Origin of the sequence: Pseudomonas sp. B21-053 (genome assembly GCF_026016365.1) — a bacterium.
Taxonomy (GTDB): domain Bacteria; phylum Pseudomonadota; class Gammaproteobacteria; order Pseudomonadales; family Pseudomonadaceae; genus Aquipseudomonas; species Aquipseudomonas nunensis.
This window is the reverse complement of record NZ_CP087205.1, coordinates 5,625,848-5,644,495: the sequence shown is the minus strand read 5'-3', so window position 1 is coordinate 5,644,495 and position 18,648 is coordinate 5,625,848. Positions and strand designations below refer to the sequence as shown.

At 61.0% G+C, this 18,648-nt stretch carries 17 protein-coding genes; 10 read left to right on the top strand and 7 right to left on the bottom strand.

Going from position 1 to position 18,648, the window contains the following annotated elements; genetic code table 11:
• The first annotated feature begins 49 nt into the window (after window positions 1-49).
• On the top strand, window positions 50-931 hold the full coding sequence (locus tag LOY68_RS25230; RefSeq protein ID WP_265040577.1) for an MBL fold metallo-hydrolase: 882 nt from the start codon (window positions 50-52) through the stop codon (window positions 929-931).
• A gap of 179 nt (window positions 932-1,110) precedes the next feature.
• Window positions 1,111-1,725: an NAD(P)-dependent oxidoreductase gene (locus tag LOY68_RS25225; RefSeq protein ID WP_265040575.1), complete on the top strand. Its 615-nt coding sequence runs from the start codon at window positions 1,111-1,113 to the stop codon at window positions 1,723-1,725.
• Window positions 1,726-1,843: 118 nt separating this feature from the next.
• On the opposite strand, the gene LOY68_RS25220 is transcribed toward LOY68_RS25225, so the two are convergent.
• Window positions 1,844-2,725, bottom strand: a complete 882-nt coding sequence (locus LOY68_RS25220; protein ID WP_054045108.1) for a LysR substrate-binding domain-containing protein — start codon at window positions 2,723-2,725, stop codon at window positions 1,844-1,846.
• A gap of 159 nt (window positions 2,726-2,884) precedes the next feature.
• On the opposite strand from LOY68_RS25220, the gene LOY68_RS25215 reads away from it, so the two are divergent.
• From LOY68_RS25215 to LOY68_RS25190, 6 genes are all read left to right on the top strand, one after another.
• Window positions 2,885-4,522, top strand: coding sequence for a 5-guanidino-2-oxopentanoate decarboxylase (locus LOY68_RS25215; RefSeq protein WP_265040574.1), 1,638 nt, complete (start codon window positions 2,885-2,887; stop codon window positions 4,520-4,522).
• Complete coding sequence (locus LOY68_RS25210) at window positions 4,519-5,967, top strand: aldehyde dehydrogenase family protein (RefSeq protein ID WP_265040573.1); 1,449 nt, start codon at window positions 4,519-4,521, stop codon at window positions 5,965-5,967. Before LOY68_RS25215 ends, LOY68_RS25210 begins: the two co-directional genes overlap by 4 nt.
• A gap of 295 nt (window positions 5,968-6,262) precedes the next feature.
• Window positions 6,263-7,366, top strand: a complete 1,104-nt coding sequence (locus LOY68_RS25205; protein ID WP_163912481.1) for an ABC transporter substrate-binding protein — start codon at window positions 6,263-6,265, stop codon at window positions 7,364-7,366.
• Window positions 7,367-7,554: 188 nt separating this feature from the next.
• A complete protein-coding gene (locus LOY68_RS25200) occupies window positions 7,555-8,466 on the top strand; it encodes an ABC transporter permease (RefSeq protein WP_163912483.1) in 912 nt (303 codons plus the stop codon).
• Window positions 8,463-9,311: an ABC transporter permease gene (locus LOY68_RS25195; protein WP_054045098.1), complete on the top strand. Its 849-nt coding sequence runs from the start codon at window positions 8,463-8,465 to the stop codon at window positions 9,309-9,311. The genes LOY68_RS25200 and LOY68_RS25195 overlap by 4 nt, the downstream gene beginning before the upstream one ends.
• A gap of 15 nt (window positions 9,312-9,326) precedes the next feature.
• Entirely contained in the window at window positions 9,327-10,382 is a 1,056-nt protein-coding gene (locus tag LOY68_RS25190; RefSeq protein WP_054045096.1) for an ABC transporter ATP-binding protein, read from the top strand.
• Between the two features lie 136 nt (window positions 10,383-10,518).
• Here LOY68_RS25190 and LOY68_RS25185 read toward each other — a convergent pair whose 3' ends face one another.
• Window positions 10,519-11,448 carry an AraC family transcriptional regulator gene (locus LOY68_RS25185; RefSeq protein WP_054045094.1) on the bottom strand — a complete coding sequence of 310 codons (930 nt, stop codon included), beginning with the start codon at window positions 11,446-11,448 and terminating at the stop codon, window positions 10,519-10,521.
• 336 nt (window positions 11,449-11,784) lie between these two features.
• On the opposite strand from LOY68_RS25185, the gene LOY68_RS25180 reads away from it, so the two are divergent.
• Both LOY68_RS25180 and LOY68_RS25175 read left to right on the top strand, forming a co-directional pair.
• Entirely contained in the window at window positions 11,785-12,138 is a 354-nt protein-coding gene (locus LOY68_RS25180; RefSeq protein WP_054045091.1) for a putative quinol monooxygenase, read from the top strand.
• Window positions 12,139-12,179: 41 nt separating this feature from the next.
• Window positions 12,180-12,410 (top strand): hypothetical protein, encoded by a 231-nt coding sequence (locus LOY68_RS25175; protein ID WP_163912488.1) that lies wholly within the window; start codon window positions 12,180-12,182, stop codon window positions 12,408-12,410.
• Here the strand turns inward: LOY68_RS25175 and LOY68_RS25170 are convergent, their stop codons facing one another.
• From LOY68_RS25170 to LOY68_RS25150, 5 genes are all read right to left on the bottom strand, one after another.
• Window positions 12,411-13,040, bottom strand: coding sequence for a flavin reductase family protein (locus tag LOY68_RS25170; protein ID WP_265040570.1), 630 nt, complete (start codon window positions 13,038-13,040; stop codon window positions 12,411-12,413). It lies immediately after the preceding gene.
• A 254-nt stretch (window positions 13,041-13,294) separates the two neighbouring features.
• Window positions 13,295-13,528: a hypothetical protein gene (locus LOY68_RS25165; protein WP_265040569.1), complete on the bottom strand. Its 234-nt coding sequence runs from the start codon at window positions 13,526-13,528 to the stop codon at window positions 13,295-13,297.
• Between the two features lie 440 nt (window positions 13,529-13,968).
• Entirely contained in the window at window positions 13,969-15,291 is a 1,323-nt protein-coding gene (locus LOY68_RS25160) for an MFS transporter (RefSeq protein ID WP_123508574.1), read from the bottom strand.
• A gap of 255 nt (window positions 15,292-15,546) precedes the next feature.
• Window positions 15,547-16,878 (bottom strand): sigma-54-dependent transcriptional regulator, encoded by a 1,332-nt coding sequence (locus LOY68_RS25155; RefSeq protein WP_265040567.1) that lies wholly within the window; start codon window positions 16,876-16,878, stop codon window positions 15,547-15,549.
• Window positions 16,872-18,638, bottom strand: a complete 1,767-nt coding sequence (locus LOY68_RS25150) for a sensor histidine kinase (protein ID WP_265040565.1) — start codon at window positions 18,636-18,638, stop codon at window positions 16,872-16,874. The genes LOY68_RS25155 and LOY68_RS25150 overlap by 7 nt, the downstream gene beginning before the upstream one ends.
• Window positions 18,639-18,648 lie beyond the last annotated feature (10 nt).

Sequence of the window (18,648 nt, the reverse complement as noted above, 5' to 3'; positions counted from 1 at the left end):
GCTCCTACGAAGCCAACGGCCGCCCTGGCCATCGATAACGGAGCAATAGATGATCGGTTTCACCGCACTCAAGCGCATTCTCCTGGCAACCGCCACCCTCGGTTTCGCGGCCCACGCCGCAGCGGCCTCGACCCTGACGCTGGATGTCTACAACCCGGGCGACAAGGCGATCTTCCCGGTGACCTCGGTGCTGGTCAGCGGCGAGAAAGACGCGATCCTGGTGGACGCGCAGTTCGGCAAATCCCAGGCCGAGCAAGTGGTGCAGAAGATCCGCGCCAGCGGCAAGCAACTGACCACCATCTACATCAGCCACGGCGACCCGGATTACTACTTCGGCCTCGACACCCTGACCGCTGCATTCCCGAACGCCAAAGTGCTGGCCTCGCAGCCGACCGTGGACCACATCAAGCAAACAGTCGACGGCAAACTGGCGTTCTGGGGCCCGAAAATGGGCGCTGACGTGCCGGCCAAAACCATCGTGCCGAGCGTGCTCAAGGGCGACAGCCTGATGCTCGAAGGGCAGAAATTGCAGGTGATCGGTCTGGACGGGAAGCAACCGGATCGCAGCTTCGTGTGGATTCCGTCGATCAAGGCAGTGGTCGGTGGTGTGGTTGTCGCGGAGAACATCCATGTGTGGATGGCTGACACCCAAACCGCGCAGTCCCACGCCGATTGGCTGACGACGCTGCATGCGATCGAAACCCTGAAACCGACAACCATCGTGCCGGGTCACTACCTGGGTGAGAGCGCTCGGTCCCTGGCGGCTGTGCAGTTCACTGCTGACTACATCAAGGCCTTCGACGAAGAAACGGCCAAGGCCAAGGATTCTGCTGCACTGATTGCGGCAATGAAAAAACGTTACCCGACCCTGGGCGAAGAAAGCTCGCTGGAGCTGAGCGCCAAAGTCGCGAAGGGCGAGATGAAGTGGTAACCCACAGCTTCATGGAACGCACTTGATCCCGTAGGAGCTGCCGCAGGCTGCGATCTTTTGATCCTGATCTTTCCAAGCAACATCAAGATCAAAAGATCGCAGCCTGCGGCAGCTCCTACAGGACCGTGTTCGTGAGCAAGTTAATCGAAACTGACACACCTACCCAACTGGAGAACGTCATGAGCAAAATCGCAATCATCGGTGCCACCGGTCGTGCCGGTAGCCAACTGTTGGAAGAAGCCCTGCGTCGCGGTCACAGCGTTACCGCCATCGCTCGCGACACCTCGAAAATCGGCCAGCGTGCCGGTGTGGTCAGCAAGAGTGTCGATGCCCTGGATGCCGAAGCGCTGCAATCTGCGGTCGCCGGGCATGACGTGGTGATCAGCGCTGCACACTTCTCGACCCTGCCAGCCAGCGCCGTGATCGGGCCGGTGAAGAAGGCCGGGGTTAAGCGTCTGTTGGTGGTGGGTGGTGCCGGTTCGTTGCTGCTACCGAATGGCGGTCGCGTGATCGACAGTGAAGGCTTCCCGGAGGAGTACAAGGCAGAGGCCAGTGCTGGCGCGTTGTTCCTGGAAAACCTGCGCAAAGAGCAGGAACTGGACTGGACGTTTGTATCGCCGTCGGCTGAGTTTGTTGAGGGTGAACGCACCGGTAAATTCCGCATCGGCAAAGATGATTTGCTGGTGAGTGCGCAAGGGCGCAGCTGGATCACCTTCGCCGATTATGCGATTGCGCTGCTGGATGAAGTAGAAGCGCCGAAGCATTCGCGGCAGCGGTTTGCGGTCGGCTACTAAGTCAAGCACACAACCCTTGTAGGAGCTGCCGAAGGCTGCGATCTTTTGATTTTGATGTTGCTTGTAAAAGATCAAAGTCAAAAGATCGCAGCCTTCGGCAGCTCCTACGGGGCTTCGTTCAGCGGGCTTGAGCCTGCTCCACCAACCACCCCAACAATTCCTGCAACTTCGGTGAAGGTGCCGGCTTCTGAGGCAATACCAGGTAATACCCCAACCCGGTTTTTACCTTCAATTCAAACGGCATGACCAGCCGCCCGGCGCTCAAGTCATCGCCGATCAACGACCAATCGCCAATCGCCACCCCCGTCCCCTGGGACGCCATCGACATCGCCAGATCCAGCGTTTCGAAGTGCTGACCCTTGCTGACATTGTTCAAGTGCACATCGGCGCTGGCCAGCCATGCCTTCCAGTCCCGTTCATCGCGGGTCGGGTGCAGCAGCATGTGTTGTTCCAGATCTTCCGGCGCCTGCAACGGCACCGGTCCTTCGAGATACGGCTTGGAACACACCGGCGTCAGTTGCTCATCGAACAGCCGATGGGACGCCAGTGACGTCTCCGGTGGCACGCCATAGATCACCGCTGCATCGAACTGCTCGCGATGAAAATCCACGCCATGGCGCACCGTCGTCGTCAGTTCAACCGGCACGTCCGGGCGTTCCTTTTGCCATTGCATCAGGCGCGGCAACAACCAGCGCATGACGCAGGTCGGGGCCTTGAGTTGCAGGGTTTCGCGCTTGGCGCCGATCTGCTCCACCGCCTCGCCGATCAGGCCGAAAATCTGCTGCACCCGTGGCAGCCACTCACGTCCTTCAGCGGTTAAATCGAGGCCGCGAGCCTGGCGGATAAACAACTCATAACCCAGATGATCTTCCAGCCCGGCGATCTGCCGGCTCACCGCGCCTTGGGTGATGTGCAACTGCTCGGCGGCCCGGGTGAAGTTGCAGCACTGTGCCGTGATCAGAAAAGTGTGCAGGGCGGGCAGGGGAGGCAGTCGTTTCATGAGGACCCAAGGTATGACGTGAGGACATGGCTAGTATGACTTTTTATCCATTGTTGCGGCTACGTGTCGCCCGTTCCAATGAGGCCATCCCTGGGCTTGCCTTCGCATCATAAACACTGCGCAGGCCCGGCGTCTCAAACGAACAAGAAGGGCAAAGACATGGCGACGTGCGGCGAAGTATTGGTCAAGTTACTCGAAGGCTACGGGGTCGAGCAGGTGTTCGGCATTCCCGGGGTGCATACCGTTGAGCTGTATCGCGGGCTGGCCCGTTCGAGTATCAACCACGTCACCCCGCGTCACGAACAGGGCGCCGGTTTCATGGCCGACGGCTATGCGCGCACCAGCGGCAAACCGGGCGTGTGCTTCATCATCACCGGGCCTGGCATGACCAACATCACCACCGCGATGGGCCAGGCCTATGCCGATTCGATCCCGATGCTGGTGATCTCCAGCGTGCAGACCCGCAACCAGTTGGGCGGCGGTCGCGGCAAGCTGCATGAGTTGCCGAACCAAAGTGCATTGGTCGGCGGCGTGGCCGCGTTCTCCCACACCCTGATGTCGGCGTCGGAATTGCCGGGCGTGTTGGCCCGTGCGTTCGCGCTGTTCCAGGCCGGGCGTCCGCGCCCGGTGCACATCGAAATCCCGTTGGACGTGCTGGTCGAAGAGGCCGATGACCTGCTCGCCAGCGTCCCGGTCAACATCGACCGCGCCGGTGCTGCGCCGAGCGCCGTGTCGCGCATGACCGAATTGCTGGCCGGCGCCAAACGCCCGCTGATCCTCGCCGGTGGCGGCGCCATCGATGCCGCCGCCGAGCTGACGGAGCTGGCTGAATTGCTCGACGCGCCGGTCGCGCTGACCATCAACGCCAAAGGCATGCTGGAATCCAACCATCCGCTGCTGATCGGTTCGACCCAAAGCCTGGTCGCCACCCGCGCCCTGGTGGCTGAGGCCGACGTGGTGCTGGCCATCGGCACCGAACTGGCCGAGACCGATTACGACGTAACCTTCGCTGGCGGTTTCGAAATCCCCGGCAAACTGCTGCGCGTCGACATCGACCCGGACCAGACCGTGCGCAATTACCCGCCGCACGTGGCGCTGGTGTCCGACTCGCGCAATGCCGCCCAAGCCTTGCTCAGCGCCTTGTCCCACAAATCCCTGGCCGAGCGCCGCAACGATTGGGGCCAGGTGCGTGCCGCGCGTTTGCGTGAAGAACTCGCCGCGTCCTGGGATGCGCCGACTTTGGCCCAGACCCGTTTCCTCGAAACCGTTCTGCACGAACTGCCGGACGCGGTGTTCGTCGGCGATTCGACCCAACCGGTGTACACCGGCAACCTGACCTTCAACCCCGAGCGTCCGCGCCGCTGGTTCAACTCGTCCACCGGTTACGGCACCTTGGGTTACGCCTTGCCGGCAGCGATTGGCGCCTGGCTCGGCGGCAGCGTCGAGGGCGGTTCGCGTCCTCCTGTTGTGTGCCTGATCGGCGACGGCGGCCTGCAATTCACCCTGCCGGAACTGGCCAGCGCCGTCGAAGCGCGCACACCGGTAATCGTGCTGCTGTGGAATAACCAGGGCTACGAAGAGATCAAGAAATACATGGTCAACCGCGCCATCGAGCCGGTCGGCGTGGACATCTACACCCCGGACTTCATCGGTGTGGCCAAGGCTTTGGGCTGTGCGGCAGAAGCGGTCAACGGTGTCGAGCAACTGCGCAGTGCCCTGCGTGCCGCCACGGATCGTCAAGGCCCGACCCTGATTGAAATCGATCAGACCCAGTGGATGAAGGCGGTGTCGAAATGAGTTTCCCCACCACTCTGGACGGCCTGTACATCGACGGCCATTGGTCCGCCGGCCAAGAACACTTGCGCGTGATCAACCCGGCCACCGAAGCCCTGTTGACCACTGTGAATGGCGGCGATGAAAAAGCTGTCGATCAAGCGGTTCGCGCGGCGACTAATGCGTTCAGCGATTGGTCGAAAACCACCGGCACCGAGCGCGGTGCGATCCTGCGCCGCATCGCTGCTGGCGTGGCGGCGGGTCGCGAACAACTGATGCATTTGCAGTCGAGCAACAACGGCAAGCCACTGTTCGAAGCAGCCATCGACGTCGATGACGTGATCGCCACGTTCGAGTACTACGCCGGTCTGGCCGAAGGTCTGGATGCCAAGCAGGACAGCAGCGTCGAATTGCCAACCGACGACTTCAGCGCACGCCTGCGCCGTGAGCCGTGTGGCGTCGTCGGCCTGATCGTGCCGTGGAATTTCCCGATGGTCACCACCGCCTGGAAACTCGCTCCGGCCCTGGCTGCCGGCTGCTGCGTGGTGCTCAAACCGTCGGAAGTCACGCCGCTGCCGGAGCTGGAACTAGCGGCAATCATTGCCGAGGCCGGTTTGCCCAAAGGCGTGTTCAACCTGGTGTGCGGCACCGGTTTGGCGGTTGGTGCGCCGCTGTCGGCTGACCCGCGTATCGCCAAGATTTCCTTCACCGGCAGCAATGCGGTGGGCGTCCAAGTGATGCAGCGCGCCGCTGAAAGCGTGAAAGGCGTAAGCCTGGAACTGGGCGGCAAATCCTCGCTGCTGGTGCTCAAGGACGCTGATATCGAACTGGCCGTTGAAGTCGCCTGTGGCGGCGGTTTCTTCAACGCCGGGCAGATGTGTTCCGCCACCAGCCGCGTGCTGGTCGCCGATGAACTGGCGGATGATTTCCTGATTCGTTTGCAGGCCCGTGCCGAAGCGATTCGCGTCGCCGACCCGTTCGACCCGAACGTGGAAATGGGCGCGCTGGTCAATCAGGCGCAATACCAGCGCGTGCTGGGGCACATCGATCGTGGTTTGAGCATCGGCGCCAAGCTGATTTGCGGCGGCAATCGTCCCGCCGATCTGCCACGCGGATATTTTTTGCAGCCGACAATCTTCACCGAAGTGCCCCTCGACAGTGCGCTGTGGTGTGAAGAGATTTTCGGGCCAGTGATTTGCGTGCGCAGTTTTGCCTCCGAAGCCGAGGCGATTGCCCTGGCCAACGACAGCCAGTTCGGCCTGGTGGCCAGCGTGGTCAGCGGTGACGCCGAAGCCGCGGATCGGGTCGCCAATGCCCTGCAAGCGGGCCTTGTGTGGATCAACGCGCCGCAAGTGATCTTCCCGCAGACCGCGTGGGGTGGTTACAAGCAGAGCAGCATCGGCCGCGAATTGGGGCCGTGGGGCTTGCAGGCTTTCCAGGAAATCAAACACGTGATTCGCGCCGTCTGACGCCTTTCACTGTAGGAGCGAGCCTGCTCGCGAAGGACGCCAACGATGACGCAAGGCGCCTGAATAAACGCGGCGCCCGTGCGCCTTTCGCGAGCAGGCTCGCTCCTACATGAGGCATGCACTGGTGTCATGGCTTCGATGAGTTTTTATCGATAGTCAGCTGTTTTACACGACCTCAGGATGAACTCACTGGTTCTGCCAAGCCCCCGAAAATACGAGGGATAGCGCTGATCCGGCCGCGCGGATGCAACAGTTTCGACCTGCCTTATACCTACAAAAACAAAGGGAGTCCGTAATGGGCGAGCATGATCTGAACAGACGTCAATTCATCAAAACCGTGGGTGTGGCCTCGGTGGCAGCGGCGGCCATGAGCTTGCCCTTCGTCAAGGCCAACGCCAGCGACACACGCTTCCAGGGCAAGACCCTGCGTTTGCTGACCTGGTCCGATGACACCGGGCTGGCGGCACTGCGCAACATCGCGGCGACTTTCGAAGCCAAGTACGGCTGCAAGGTCATCGCTGACCGCACCGGCAGCACCTCGGAAATGGTCGCCAAACTCAAGGCCGGCGGTGATCGTCCGCAGTACGACATCATCACGTTGGCCGGCGTCGGCGCCGAAGGTTTGGCCGCCGCCGACTTGCTGGAAAAACCCGACCTCAACCGCATCCCCAACCTGGTAGACGTGCCGGAGAAATACCGCACGGGTGCTAACGGTCATGGCATCGGTTATCTGTTGTGGTGCAACAGCCTGGTCTACAGCACTCGTACCCAGACCGAAGCGCCAACCAGCTACGCCGCGTTGTGGGATGCCGAACTGGCGCCGAACATCTTCCTGCCGCCGCCGAACTGGACCGAAGCGATGGACCTGATCATCATCGCCGCCAAACTGGCCGGGGGTGACGAACACAACATCGAGCCGGGCTTCAAGAAACTCGCGGAGCTGAAGGATCGCGTCGTCACGTTGGGCGAAAACCCGAACCAGATTGCCGAGCTGTTCCGCACCGGTTCCCTGGACATGGGCGGCCTCTACGCCCCGGCGTTTTTCCCGAAACAGATCCGCGACCCGAACTACGGCCTCGGCGCCACGTTCGGCATGAAGGAAGGCTTCTACACCGACCTGATGCTCTCGGTAATGCCGAAGAATCGCCCGGGCGACACCGACCTGGCCTACGCCTTCATCAACCACTCCCTGGACCCGCTGGTGCAAGGGAAGATGGCCGAAGACATCTACAACGGACCGGTCAACGCCAAGGCAATCATCTCCGCCGAAGCGCGCAAGAGCCCGTTCATCCTTACGCCAGAGCAGATTGCCGACAAGGCGATCATGCACGACAACGCCTTCCTGGCCAGCGTGCATGACCAATGGATTCGTCGCTACACGGAAATCTTTTCTTCCTGATCTGCGCAAGGTCTGAAGCGGCACCGAATCCCCCTGTAGGAGCTGCCGAAGGCTGCGATCTTTTGATCTTGATATGGCTTGGAAAAGACCAGGATCAAAAGATCGCAGCCTTCGGCAGCTCCTACAGGGATCGGGTTAGCACTTCGGCATCGCTGCGCAATTGATCTTCCATTGACGAGACCCTTGCTATGGAACACCAACCCCATCTGACTCACCCGGTCGCCACCGCGCCAGCGCCTTCGCGCCGGGGTGTGTCGCCGACTACCCGCGCCTGGCTTTTCCTGTCGCCGTCGATGCTGTTTCTCGGCGTGCTGATTGCCGCGAGCCTGCTGGTGCTGCGCATGAGCGTCGGCACCAAGGGCGCGGAGTGGACCGGGTTCAGCCTGGCCAGTTACGCGCAGTTGCTGGAACCCTACTACCTCAAATCCCTGATGCTGACCCTGCGCCTGGCGTTGTTCAGCGCAGTGATCGCGGTACTGTTGGCGATCCCGGTGGCCTACACCATGTCGCGGCTGACCTCGCCGTTCGTGCGACGGATTTTCCTCGCGGCGGTGTTGCTGCCGTTGCTGGTCAACTTGCTGCTGCAAAGCTACGGCTGGCTGGTGATTCTCGGCCCGGCCGGGATGCTCAATCAGGCGTTGTTGGGCCTGGGCCTGATCAAGCGACCGATCATGCTTTTGTACAACCAGAACGGCGTGCTGATGGGCCTGGTGCAAACCGCGTTCCCATTGGCCGTGTTGCCGATTGCCAGCGCCATGCGCGGCGTCGCTCGCACTTATGAAGAAGCCGCCGCGACCCTCGGCGCCAGTCGCTTCCAGGTGTTCCGTCAGGTGGTGTTGCCGATGAGTTTGCCGGGGATCATCACCGGCGCGACGTTGGTGTTCGCCTACAACGCCAGCAGCTTCGTGGTGCCGTTGCTGCTCGGTGGCCGTCGCGTGCCGATGCTGGCGGTGATGGTGCATGACCAGATCGCCCCGCTGATGAACTGGCCCGCCGCGTCCGCTGCCGGTGTGGTGCTGATTGTCACGACGCTGGCGATCATGACCTTGTCCGAATACATCACGGGCCGTCGTCGGCGCATGCTGGAGGCTTCGCAATGAGTACATTGACCAAGAAACGTTATGGCCTGCTGCCGGGCGAAACCGGCAAGTTCGCCGGCATCCTGTCGGGCTTCATCCTGCTGTTGGCGGTGTTGCCGATCCTGACGATGATCGTGATGTCGTTCAGCGGCGCCTCGAACCTCGACTTCCCGCCCAGCAGCTATAGCCTGCAATGGTATCGCGCGGCCTGGCACACCTTTGTCTCGCCGGACGCCAGCGATGTGCTGAGCCTCGGCAAAGCCATGACCACCAGCCTGATGGTCGCGTGCCTGACCATGGTCTTCGCCACGATCATCGCAGTGCCGGCGGCTTATGCCCTGACCCGTTGCGAGTTTCGTGGCAAAGCCGTGGCCCTGCAATTGATGTCGCTGCCACTGGTGTTCCCGATGGTGGTGTTGGGCCTGGCGTTGCTGCTGGTGTTCGACAGCCTGCCGTTCCAGATCACCACCTCGCGGCTGGTGATTGCCCACGTGATCCTGGCTTTACCATTCGTGGTGAAAAACTGCACGGCGGCGATGTTGTCGATTGGCAGCGAAGTCGAAGAGGCCGCGCAAATGCTCGGCGCCTCACCGACCCGGGCGATTGTCGATGTGGTGGTGCCGCTGATGAAATCGGGGATCCTGGCGGGGATGCTGCTGGCGTTCATCGTCTCGTTCAACGAATTCACCGTGACCTACTTCCTCTACACCATCGACGTCATGACCGTGCCGATCTGGATGTACAGCCGCACCGTGTCATCCCTCGACCCAACCGTTTTCTCGTTTGCCGTGCTGATCGTGCTGATCGACTTCGTCCTGATTTGGGCGCTCGAAAAGTTAGTCGGTGAAGGTGGCGTTTCGTTCTGATTCTTGAGGTGCAACATGACTGGTCTGATTCTGGAAAACGTCGAGAAACATTACGGCTCGGCCTGCGCGGTAAAGGATGTAAACCTGCATTTGCCCGAAGGCAAACTGGTGTGTTTTCTCGGTCCGTCGGGTTGCGGCAAAACCACCTTGCTGCGGATGATCGCCGGGCTCGAAACCCTGTCCGGCGGCGAGATTCGCCTGGACGGTGAGGACATCGGCCACACCCCGGCGCACTTGCGCAACTTCGGCATGGTGTTCCAGTCACTGGCGCTGTTCCCGCACATGACGGTGGGGGAGAACATCGCTTACCCGCTGAAACTGCGCGGTGTGAGCAAGGCTGATCAGCAGGCGCGGGTAGTAGAATTGCTGGAACTGATTCAGCTGAAGGAAATGATTGATCGCCCGGTGGCAAAACTCTCCGGTGGCCAGCGCCAGCGCGTGGCGATTGCCCGGGCGATCGCCTCGCGGCCGAAAATCCTTCTGCTCGATGAGCCGCTGTCGGCGCTGGATGCGAAGTTGCGCGAATCGATGCAGGTGGAAATTCGTCAACTGCAACAACGGCTGAACATCACCACGATCATGGTGACCCACGATCAGCGTGAAGCCATGACCATGGCGGATATCGTCGTCGTGTTGGGTGAGCACAAGGTGCAGCAAGTGGGCACGCCGATTGAAATCTACCGGCACCCGGCCAATGAATTTGTCGCGGACTTTATCGGCTCCGGCAACATCTTCCCGGCCACCGCGCTGGGCAATGGCAAGGTTGGATTGCCGGGTGGCGATGCGCTGGAAGTGCCGATCTGCAGCAGCATTGTGGTCGGGGAGAAGATCAAGATGCTGATTCGCCCTGAGGACCTGCAACTGTCGCATCCACAGGCCACGGCGGGGAATCGCTTGCTGGGCAAGGTGACGTTTGTGCGGGACATCGGCGCGACGATCGAGACGACGGTGGAGTGTTCCGGGGTGTCGTTTACCGCGTTGAGCACGCCGTGTCAGGGGTTTGGGTTGAGTATTGGCAATCCGGTTTCGGTGACTTTGCCGGCGGAGGCTTGCCGCGTACTCAGCGCCTGACCTTTAGCACTGGGTTGTCTTTGCTGGCCTCTTCGCGAGCAAGCCCGCTCCCACATTGAATCTGTGGCGTTCACAAATCCAATGTGGGAGCGGGCTTGCTCGCGAAGGCGTCAGTCGCCACACCAAATAATCCGGATCAAACCGTCAACCGCAACCGCGCCAAATCCCGCAACGGCGGCGCGCCGAACAACCGGCTGTACTCCCGGCTGAATTGCGACGGACTTTCATACCCCACCCGATACCCCGCCGCCGACGCTTCCAGCCCTTCGGCCAGCATCAACCGCCGCGCCTCCTGCAAGCGCAGTTGCTTCTGATACTGCAACGGACTCATCGCCGTCATCGCCTTGAAGCGGTGATGCAGGGTCGACACGCTGAGGTTCACTTCCTTCGCCAGATCATCGATGCGCAGGGGCTGTTCATAGTGGCCGTTGAGCCATTTGATCGCCTGGCTGATGCGATGGCTCTGGCTGTTGGCGATGGCGATTTCATACAGGCGATGGCCCTGCTGGCTGCGCAACAGGCGATACAGGATCTCGCGGCGAATCAACGGCGCGAGCATGGCGATGTCTTTCGGTGTGTCGAGCAAACGCGCCAGGCGCAGCACCGCGTCGAGCATCGCCGCGTCCAGCCGTTCCACGTACAAGCCGCGCCCGGTGGGGCGGGTCGGTACGCCCATGGGGCCGGCGTCGGCGATCAGCGCGGTGATTTCCGCCGGGTCGATGTCCAGACGCACGGCGAGGATCGGCTCTTCGGAGGTGATCGTCACCACGCGTCCGCTCACCGGCATCGACACCGAAACCACCAGGTAATTAAGTGGGTCGTAAGTGAAAACCTCGTCGACCAGCCGAACTTCCTTGCGTCCCTGGGCCATGATGCACAGCGCCGGTTGCGCCAGCCCCGGAGAAAACTGGTGGGTCTGGCTGTAGCGCGACATGAACAGTGAGCCGACGGCAGTCGCATAATTGCCATCCTCCGTCGTGTTGCGGCGGATGATCGCGGCCAGTTCCTCGCGCTGTTTCTCCATGTCGGCGTCCAGCGGGGCTTCAAAGTGATCGAACGACGACATGCAGGGACTCCTCGTTGAGGCGTTGTTGATGGGGCAGAGCTTAAGTTTGTGCAATCGACAGCGGTAGACACATCCTGCCTGATGCTTGCCTGATTCTGCACTGGGTTGTATCGAGGCGTTGCCCTGGCAGTGCCGACGGGCTGAAACTTGCTTGAAACCGCTGTGTCATCGGTGGGACATGTCTGGGGCGGCGTTTCAGGCCGGTTTAGCCATCCTCGCAGGATTGTGCAACAAGCTGGCAGGAATCGACTAACGGCTTACCCTTCGCGCCGCCTAACCTTGGATCCTGTCGCAGCCCGTCCCTGGCTGCCACGCAACTCCTTGGGAGGGTTGAACATGTCTACGCAAATTCCCGTCAGCCATATGGCCTTTGTGCGTGCTCGCGCCGGGCGTTCGGCGGAACTCGGTGCACGCCTGAGCGCGTTGATCGAGCCATCGCGCTCAGCCAGCGGTTGCCTGAGCTTTGCCCTGCAACACTCGCAATGTGATCCCGACCTGTGGCTGGTGTCCGGCTTCTGGACCCATCAACAGGCCATGACCGCATATTTCAGCACCCCCGCCATGCAGGTTTTCGCCGATCTGGTGCAGGACCTGGTGGTCAACAGCCTGGATTTCCATACCTTCAAGGATGTTTCTGCGGCCCAGGCCCTTGGTCAGACCAAAGCACAGGTGCACAAACTGGTCGGTTGAGGGTTTAATGGCTGCATTCTCAATTAGCCAGGATGCGCGACATGGCACGCAAAGCCTTTGAAACATTTGAAGCCGTATCTGCCGTAGTACCCCGTGAAGGCGGCTATAACGCCGCAATCGCCACCAAGGCCATCGGTGGCACCGGGGCACCACGTTTTAATAAAGTGCTTGAAGAGCAAACCTTCACGACTGCTCGCGATGCCGATGAAGCGGCGGCGTTGGCGTTGACTAAGCTCAAAGGCGTCAGCGAAGACGGCGATTTGATCTGGTAGTTATTTTTTCGCCCCTGGGCGGTACATCTTGAACAATGCCTCTGGCCCCAGCTGAAAGTAATCCGCCGGCCCGCCGCCGCGCAGAATCGGTTCTGCCGCGGCGGTGTTGTACACCCCATCCTTCAACAGCCACTTGGCGATATGCACGGCGACCACTTCGCCGAGAATCAGCCAGCTTGGCACCACATCCCCATCCGCGCGCTGCAACTGAATGATCTGCGTGACCTTGCATTCGAAGGACACCGGGCTTTCGGCGACCCGTGGCACCTGAATGATGGTCGAGGCGACTGGCGTCAACCCGGCCAGTTCGAATTCGTTGGTTTCGGGTGAAACCATGGCGCAGCTCTGGTTCATCTGCTCGGCCAGTGGCCGGGTGGCGAGGTTCCAGGCGAATTCACCGGTCTGCTCTATGTTGTTCAGGCTGTCTTTGCGTCCGACGCTGGAAAACCCAATGATCGGCGGAATGTAGTTGAACGCATTGAAAAAGCTGTAGGGCGCCAGGTTCAGGTGGCCGTTGGCATCTTGCGAAGAAATCCAGCCGATGGGGCGCGGGCCGACGATGGCGTTGAACGGGTCATGGGGCAAGCCGTGGCCGTTGGCGGGTTCGTAGTAGTGGATGTCGTCGGGCATGTTCGGGATTCCTGGGGCGGTGTTCGGGATGCGGCCATAGTGCTGGGATGAACGGTTTATTTCCAGTCGAACAGAGATCCCTGTGGGAGCGGGCTTGCTCGCGAAGAGGCCCTGTCAGTCAGCATTGATGTTGCCTGACACACCGCATTCGCGAGCAAGCCCGCTCCCACAGGTTGTGTGGTGGTTTTGGCAATTTGCTTACCCCAAAAACGACTAAGCCCGGCCGAAGCCGGGCTGTTCAATTCCTCCAGGTGTTAACCGATAGCACCCGCGGTGCCGGTTTTATCAAAGCCGTCAGCGGCGATCGCGCCAGCGGTGCCGATGTGATCGAAACCATCCGAGGCGACAGCAGACGAGTGGGTTTGCTCGATGGCAGCAGTGGCGCCAGAGATGAAGTCCGCCGTGCCGGTTTTGTCGGAACCATCGGCCGCGTAGGTGTTGGCCGCCAGTACGGTCAGGGCCAGGGCGAGGAACAGTTTGGTTTTCATGATAATAACTCCAGCTTCGTTAAAGTTGATTTAAAACTCCAGATTCAGGCTAAAAGGTATCGATTAAGTCGATGTTAAGGCCGCTAGATGTTCGCGCTTTCAGGGCTTGAGCGGGCGTATCGCAGTTAATCGATCAGACAGGGACAGGATGTGTTTCGAGCATTAACCGATGATTAATCCCGGATAACAGTTTTTTCATATCCCCAGGCCTTGGTGGTTTTGGGGGGCTGCAATGGATATACGTGGGGCATTGGGGGATGGATGCGTGGGGGCGAAAGATTTTTGCTGGAGGGAGCTTGGCTTTAGATCGAGGTGTGGCCTTCGCGGGCAAGCCTCGCTCCTACAAGTTTATGTCGTTCACACATTTTGTGAGCGACTCAACCCTGTAGGAGCGAGGCTTGCCCGCGAAGAGGCCAGTACAGCCAATACAAACCTTGCTGTCAGTCCGTCTCGATCCGCGAATGCTTGCGGGTGTCTTTCATGGTCACGTACACCAGCAACGACACGGCGATGCACGCGGTGACATACCAGTAGTAACCGGTTTCCATGCCGATGCTCTTGAACCACAGCGCGATGTATTCAGCGGTGCCGCCGAAGATCGACACGGTCAGCGCATACGGCAGGCCGACGCCCAGGGCACGGATCTCGGTCGGGAACAGTTCGGCTTTGACTACGGCGTTGATCGAGGTGTAGCCGCTGACAATGATCAGCGCCGCCATGATCAGGAAGAACGCGCCCCACCAGGTCTGGATCGTGTGCAGGGTGGTCAGGATCGGCACGGTGAACAGCGTACCCAGCACGCCGAAGGCGATCAGGATCGGCCGGCGACCGACCTTATCCGACAAGCCGCCGATGATCGGTTGCAGGCACATGAACAGGAACAGCGTGGCCGCCGAAATGCTGGTGGAGTCGGTGATGCTCATGCCGACGGTGTTCACCAGGTATTTCTGCATGTAGGTGGTGTAGGTGTAGAACGCCAGGGTGCCGCCCATGGTCAGGCCGACCACGGTCATCAGCTCTTTGGGATGGCGCATCAGCGTGCGCATGGCGCTTTCTTTCTTCTCTTTCTTGACCTTGTTGAACGACTCGGTCTCTTCCATGCCACGACGCAGGTAGAGCGCGACAACCGCACACAACGCACCGATGGCGAACGGGATGCGCCAGCCCCAGGCGTACAGCTGTTCGGTGGTCAGGGTCTGTTGCAGCACGATCAGCACGGCCAAGGCGATGAGCTGGCCGGAGATCAAAGTGACGTACTGGAAGCTGGAGTAGAAGCCGCGACGCTCCTTGGTTGCCATCTCGCTGAGGTAGGTTGCCGAGGTGCCGTATTCGCCACCGACCGACAGGCCTTGCAGCAAGCGGGCGAACACCAGCAGGATCGGCGCGCCGATGCCGATGGTTTCATAGTTGGGGCTCAGGGCGATCAGCAGCGAGCCGAAGCACATCAGGTACACCGAGGCCATCAACGCACGTTTGCGACCGGCACGGTCGGCGTAGAGGCCCATCAGCCAGCCACCGATCGGACGCATCAGGAAGCCCACGGCGAAGATCGCGGCGGTGTTCATCAGTTGCGCGGTGGAGGAGCCAGCAGGGAAAAACGATTTGGCGAAGTACAGGGAGAACGCGGCGTAGACGTACCAGTCGTACCACTCGACCATGTTGCCGACCGAGCCGCTGAAGATCGATTTGATCCGGCTGGCGGTGGTTCTTTCTTTGGCAGGCGCGACGGCCGACCCGAGAGGCAGGGCGTTGGAGTTATCCATTGAAGGATCCTTCGTTTAATTGTTTTTGTGGAGCGCGAGTTAACGCAGCCTGCAGGGGCTATAGCAGGAGGTGTGCCAAGGGGAGGAGGGCCGGTTTAGAGGGGGTGGCGGATTTTAATGAGCGGAAATCCGCTTATTGCCGGTCAGAAGAGAGCGGATAACCGCCGAAAAGATCGCAGCCTTCGGCAGCTCCTACAGGTGTACGCCAACCCAATGTAGGAGCTGCCGAAGGCTGCGATCTTTTGATCTTTACGGTCATTCGCCGATAAACATCTCCCGAGTCAGCCCATGCCGCTGCAGCTTTTCATTAAAGGTGCGCCGCGGCAGTTGCAGCTCTTCAAGCACCGCTTTCACATCGCCCTTATGCCGGTTCAACGCTGCGCGCAAGCAATGGGCTTCAAACGCTTCCTGCTGCGCCGCCAGCGACTGGCCAGGATCAATCGCCGCCGGTTCCGGCTCACCCAACCCCAACACCTGACGCTCGGCCACGTTCGCCAGTTCTCGCACATTGCCCGGCCAGTCGTGGCTCAGCAGATGGCTCAGTTGCGGGCCGCTCAACGGCGGGAAGGTCCGGCCCAGGCGTTCGGCGGCGTTCTGCGCAAAGGTTTCGAACAACAACGGAATGTCTTCCCGGCGCTCGCGCAACGGCGGCAGGCGCAATTCGGCGACGTTCAAGCGATAGGCCAAATCCTCGCGAAAGCGTCCGGCCCGGGCTTCGTCGAGCAAGTCGGGTTTGGTCGCAGCAATGATCCGCAAGTCCACGCGAATGCTCTGGTTCGACCCCAGCCGTTCCAGCTTCTGCTCCTGCAACACCCGCAACAACTTCACTTGCTGGGCCAGGGGCATGCTTTCGATTTCATCGAGAAACAGCGTGCCGCCGTCGGCGTACTCAAGCTTGCCGATGCGCTTGCCCGAGGCCCCGGTGAACGCGCCGCTTTCATGCCCGAACAATTCGGCCTCAAACAATTGCTCGGGGATCGCCGCACAGTTCAGCGCCACGAACGGCTTGTCCGCACGCGGGCCGAAGTCATGCAGGCAGCGAGCGACCAACTCCTTGCCGCTGCCGGTTTCGCCACGGATCAACACGTTGACCGGCAACGTCGCCAAATCCAGCACCTGCCGACGCAGTGTCTGCAAGCCACGGGACACGCCGAGCAGGGTGGCGTCGAGTTTGGCGCGGTTGTCGGCTTGCACATGCAGCGCCCGGTTTTCCAGGACCAATCGACGCTTTTCCAACGCCCGGCGCAAACTGCCGAGCAGGGTTTCCGGGCTGAAGGGTTTTTCCAGAAAGTCGTAGGCGCCGTCGCGCATGGCTTCGACGGCCATCGGCACATCGCCGTGGCCGGTGAGCAGAATCACCGGCAAGTCGGCGTCCCGGCGCTGCACTTCGGCCAACAGTTCCAGGCCGGTCATGCCGGGCATGCGCACGTCGCTGAGGATCACTCCGGGGAAATGCGCCGGCAGTTGCGCCAGGCATTCATCGGCGCGACTGAACAACTGCACGTCGAAACCCGACAGGCTCAGCCACTGTTCGACGGCGCTGCGGATGCTGCTTTCGTCGTCGACCACGATCACCGAATTCAGCATGAGACAGGCTCCTCCAGATCAATCGGCAAGGTCAGGGTAAACACCGCGCCATTGTCGTGGTTGTCGGCCGACAGGCGTCCGCCGGATTCGTGGGCGATGGCAAACGATACCGCCAGCCCAAGGCCCAGGCCATCGCCCACCGGTTTGGTGGTGAAGAACGGATCGAACACGTTCGGCAAGTGTTCTTCGGCAATCCCGCCGCCGTTGTCGGAAACGCTCAGGCGCCACAATTGCTCATCGGCTTCGAGGCGGATTTCCAGGCGTTTGCAGGGTTTATCGTGCACTGCGTCGAGGGCGTTGCGCAGCAGGTTGATCAGCACTTGCTCCAGGCGAATCGCATCGCCACGCACCCACGCCGGGCGCGTCAGATGCAGCACGGTGCTGACGTTTTCATCCCGCAGGCGTGCGTCGAGCAACTGCAAGGATTGATCGACCACCGCCGCCAGATCCAGCCGTTCGCGCAGGCCGCTGGGGCTTTTGCGGGCGAAGGTTTTCAGGTGACCGGTCAGCGCCGCCATGCGCGTGAGCATGTCGTCCACCGGTTTCAGTGCTTTGTAGGCGTCATCGATGCGGCCGTGATCGAGCAGCAGCCTAAGCGTTGCAAGCTGCATGCGCTGGGCAGTCAGCGGCTGGTTGATTTCATGCGCCAGCGCCGCCGACATTTGCCCGAGTGCCGCGAGTTTGGCCGATTGCACCAGACCGTCCTGGGCAGTGCGCAGGTCACGGGTGCGTTCTTCGACCAATTGTTCGAGTTCTTCACGGCTGCGCTGGCGCATTTTCGCCAGGCGCCAGCGTTGGTTGAGGAACAGCAACAGAAACACCAGCGCCAGCCACGATCCGGCGGCGGCGAGGCCGGCATTGCGGCTGTCTTCGAAGGCGATTTGTGGACGGCGCAACAGGTGCAAGGTCCAGCCTTCGGCGGGCAGCGGCAGGGATTCCCACAGGTAATCCGCGGTGCCGTCGGGGCCATCGACCCGGGCCAGATCGCTGTTGTCGTCGAAACGGCGCACCGATTGGTACTTCAGCGGCGTCAGCGGTTGCTTGTCGTATTGGCGGGTGGCTTTGAGCTCGGCGTGATCGCTATCGCTCAGGGGCTTCAACTGCCGATAACGCCAGCCCGGCTGATTGGCGATGAAGATAATCCCGCGTGCATCGCTGACCAGCAGGGTGTCGCTGCCCTGGCTCCACTCGCGCTCAAGCTCGGGGAATTCGAGTTTCACCACCATGGCGCCGAGGAACTCGCCGTTGTCCCGGGTCACCGCGCTGGACAGGAAATAACCGGGAATCCCACTGGTGACCCCGACCGCATAAAAACGCCCGGTGCCCTGAGTGCGGGTCTGGCTGAAGTAGGGGCGGAAGCCGTAATTGTGCCCCACGTAACTGCTGGGCAAACGCCAGTTGCTGGCGGCCACGGCCAGGCCGGTGTGGTCGAGCAATTCCAGGGTCGAGGACTGCGCGGCGCCGTTGATCTTTTCCAGTTTGCGGTTCAGCAGGTCCTGCTGTTCAGGACTCACCGCGCCATCGAGGGCCGAACGCAATTCCGGGTCCAGCGCCAGCACGGCGGGCAGGGCGCGATAGCGGTCGATCAGGGTGTGCAGGGAATTGGCGTAAAGCGCCAGTTGCTGGTTGGCGCGGGCCGCGTCGTCTTCCAGGGCCTGGCGTTCGGTGTGACGCATCGCCAGCCCGGCCGCAAGGGCTGCGCCGGCAAGGATCAACAGGGTATACAACGACAAGCGCAGGGTACGGGAAGTCGGCAGCATGCTGGCGCAA

What these genes read in the sequence shown, in the direction of transcription:
- LOY68_RS25165 (WP_265040569.1), bottom strand. Translation starts at nt 13,528, where the DNA reads ATGAAAACCAAACTGTTCCTCGCCCTGGCCCTGACCGTACTGGCGGCC.
- LOY68_RS25225 (WP_265040575.1), top strand. Translation starts at nt 1,111, where the DNA reads ATGAGCAAAATCGCAATCATCGGTGCCACCGGTCGTGCCGGTAGCCAA.
- LOY68_RS25205 (WP_163912481.1), top strand. Translation starts at nt 6,263, where the DNA reads ATGGGCGAGCATGATCTGAACAGACGTCAATTCATCAAAACCGTGGGT.
- LOY68_RS25175 (WP_163912488.1), top strand. Translation starts at nt 12,180, where the DNA reads ATGGCACGCAAAGCCTTTGAAACATTTGAAGCCGTATCTGCCGTAGTA.
- LOY68_RS25195 (WP_054045098.1), top strand. Translation starts at nt 8,463, where the DNA reads ATGAGTACATTGACCAAGAAACGTTATGGCCTGCTGCCGGGCGAAACC.
- LOY68_RS25160 (WP_123508574.1), bottom strand. Translation starts at nt 15,291, where the DNA reads ATGGATAACTCCAACGCCCTGCCTCTCGGGTCGGCCGTCGCGCCTGCC.
- LOY68_RS25190 (WP_054045096.1), top strand. Translation starts at nt 9,327, where the DNA reads ATGACTGGTCTGATTCTGGAAAACGTCGAGAAACATTACGGCTCGGCC.
- LOY68_RS25210 (WP_265040573.1), top strand. Translation starts at nt 4,519, where the DNA reads ATGAGTTTCCCCACCACTCTGGACGGCCTGTACATCGACGGCCATTGG.
- LOY68_RS25155 (WP_265040567.1), bottom strand. Translation starts at nt 16,878, where the DNA reads ATGCTGAATTCGGTGATCGTGGTCGACGACGAAAGCAGCATCCGCAGC.
- LOY68_RS25170 (WP_265040570.1), bottom strand. Translation starts at nt 13,040, where the DNA reads ATGCCCGACGACATCCACTACTACGAACCCGCCAACGGCCACGGCTTG.
- LOY68_RS25200 (WP_163912483.1), top strand. Translation starts at nt 7,555, where the DNA reads ATGGAACACCAACCCCATCTGACTCACCCGGTCGCCACCGCGCCAGCG.
- LOY68_RS25215 (WP_265040574.1), top strand. Translation starts at nt 2,885, where the DNA reads ATGGCGACGTGCGGCGAAGTATTGGTCAAGTTACTCGAAGGCTACGGG.
- LOY68_RS25220 (WP_054045108.1), bottom strand. Translation starts at nt 2,725, where the DNA reads ATGAAACGACTGCCTCCCCTGCCCGCCCTGCACACTTTTCTGATCACG.
- LOY68_RS25180 (WP_054045091.1), top strand. Translation starts at nt 11,785, where the DNA reads ATGTCTACGCAAATTCCCGTCAGCCATATGGCCTTTGTGCGTGCTCGC.
- LOY68_RS25150 (WP_265040565.1), bottom strand. Translation starts at nt 18,638, where the DNA reads ATGCTGCCGACTTCCCGTACCCTGCGCTTGTCGTTGTATACCCTGTTG.
- LOY68_RS25185 (WP_054045094.1), bottom strand. Translation starts at nt 11,448, where the DNA reads ATGTCGTCGTTCGATCACTTTGAAGCCCCGCTGGACGCCGACATGGAG.
- LOY68_RS25230 (WP_265040577.1), top strand. Translation starts at nt 50, where the DNA reads ATGATCGGTTTCACCGCACTCAAGCGCATTCTCCTGGCAACCGCCACC.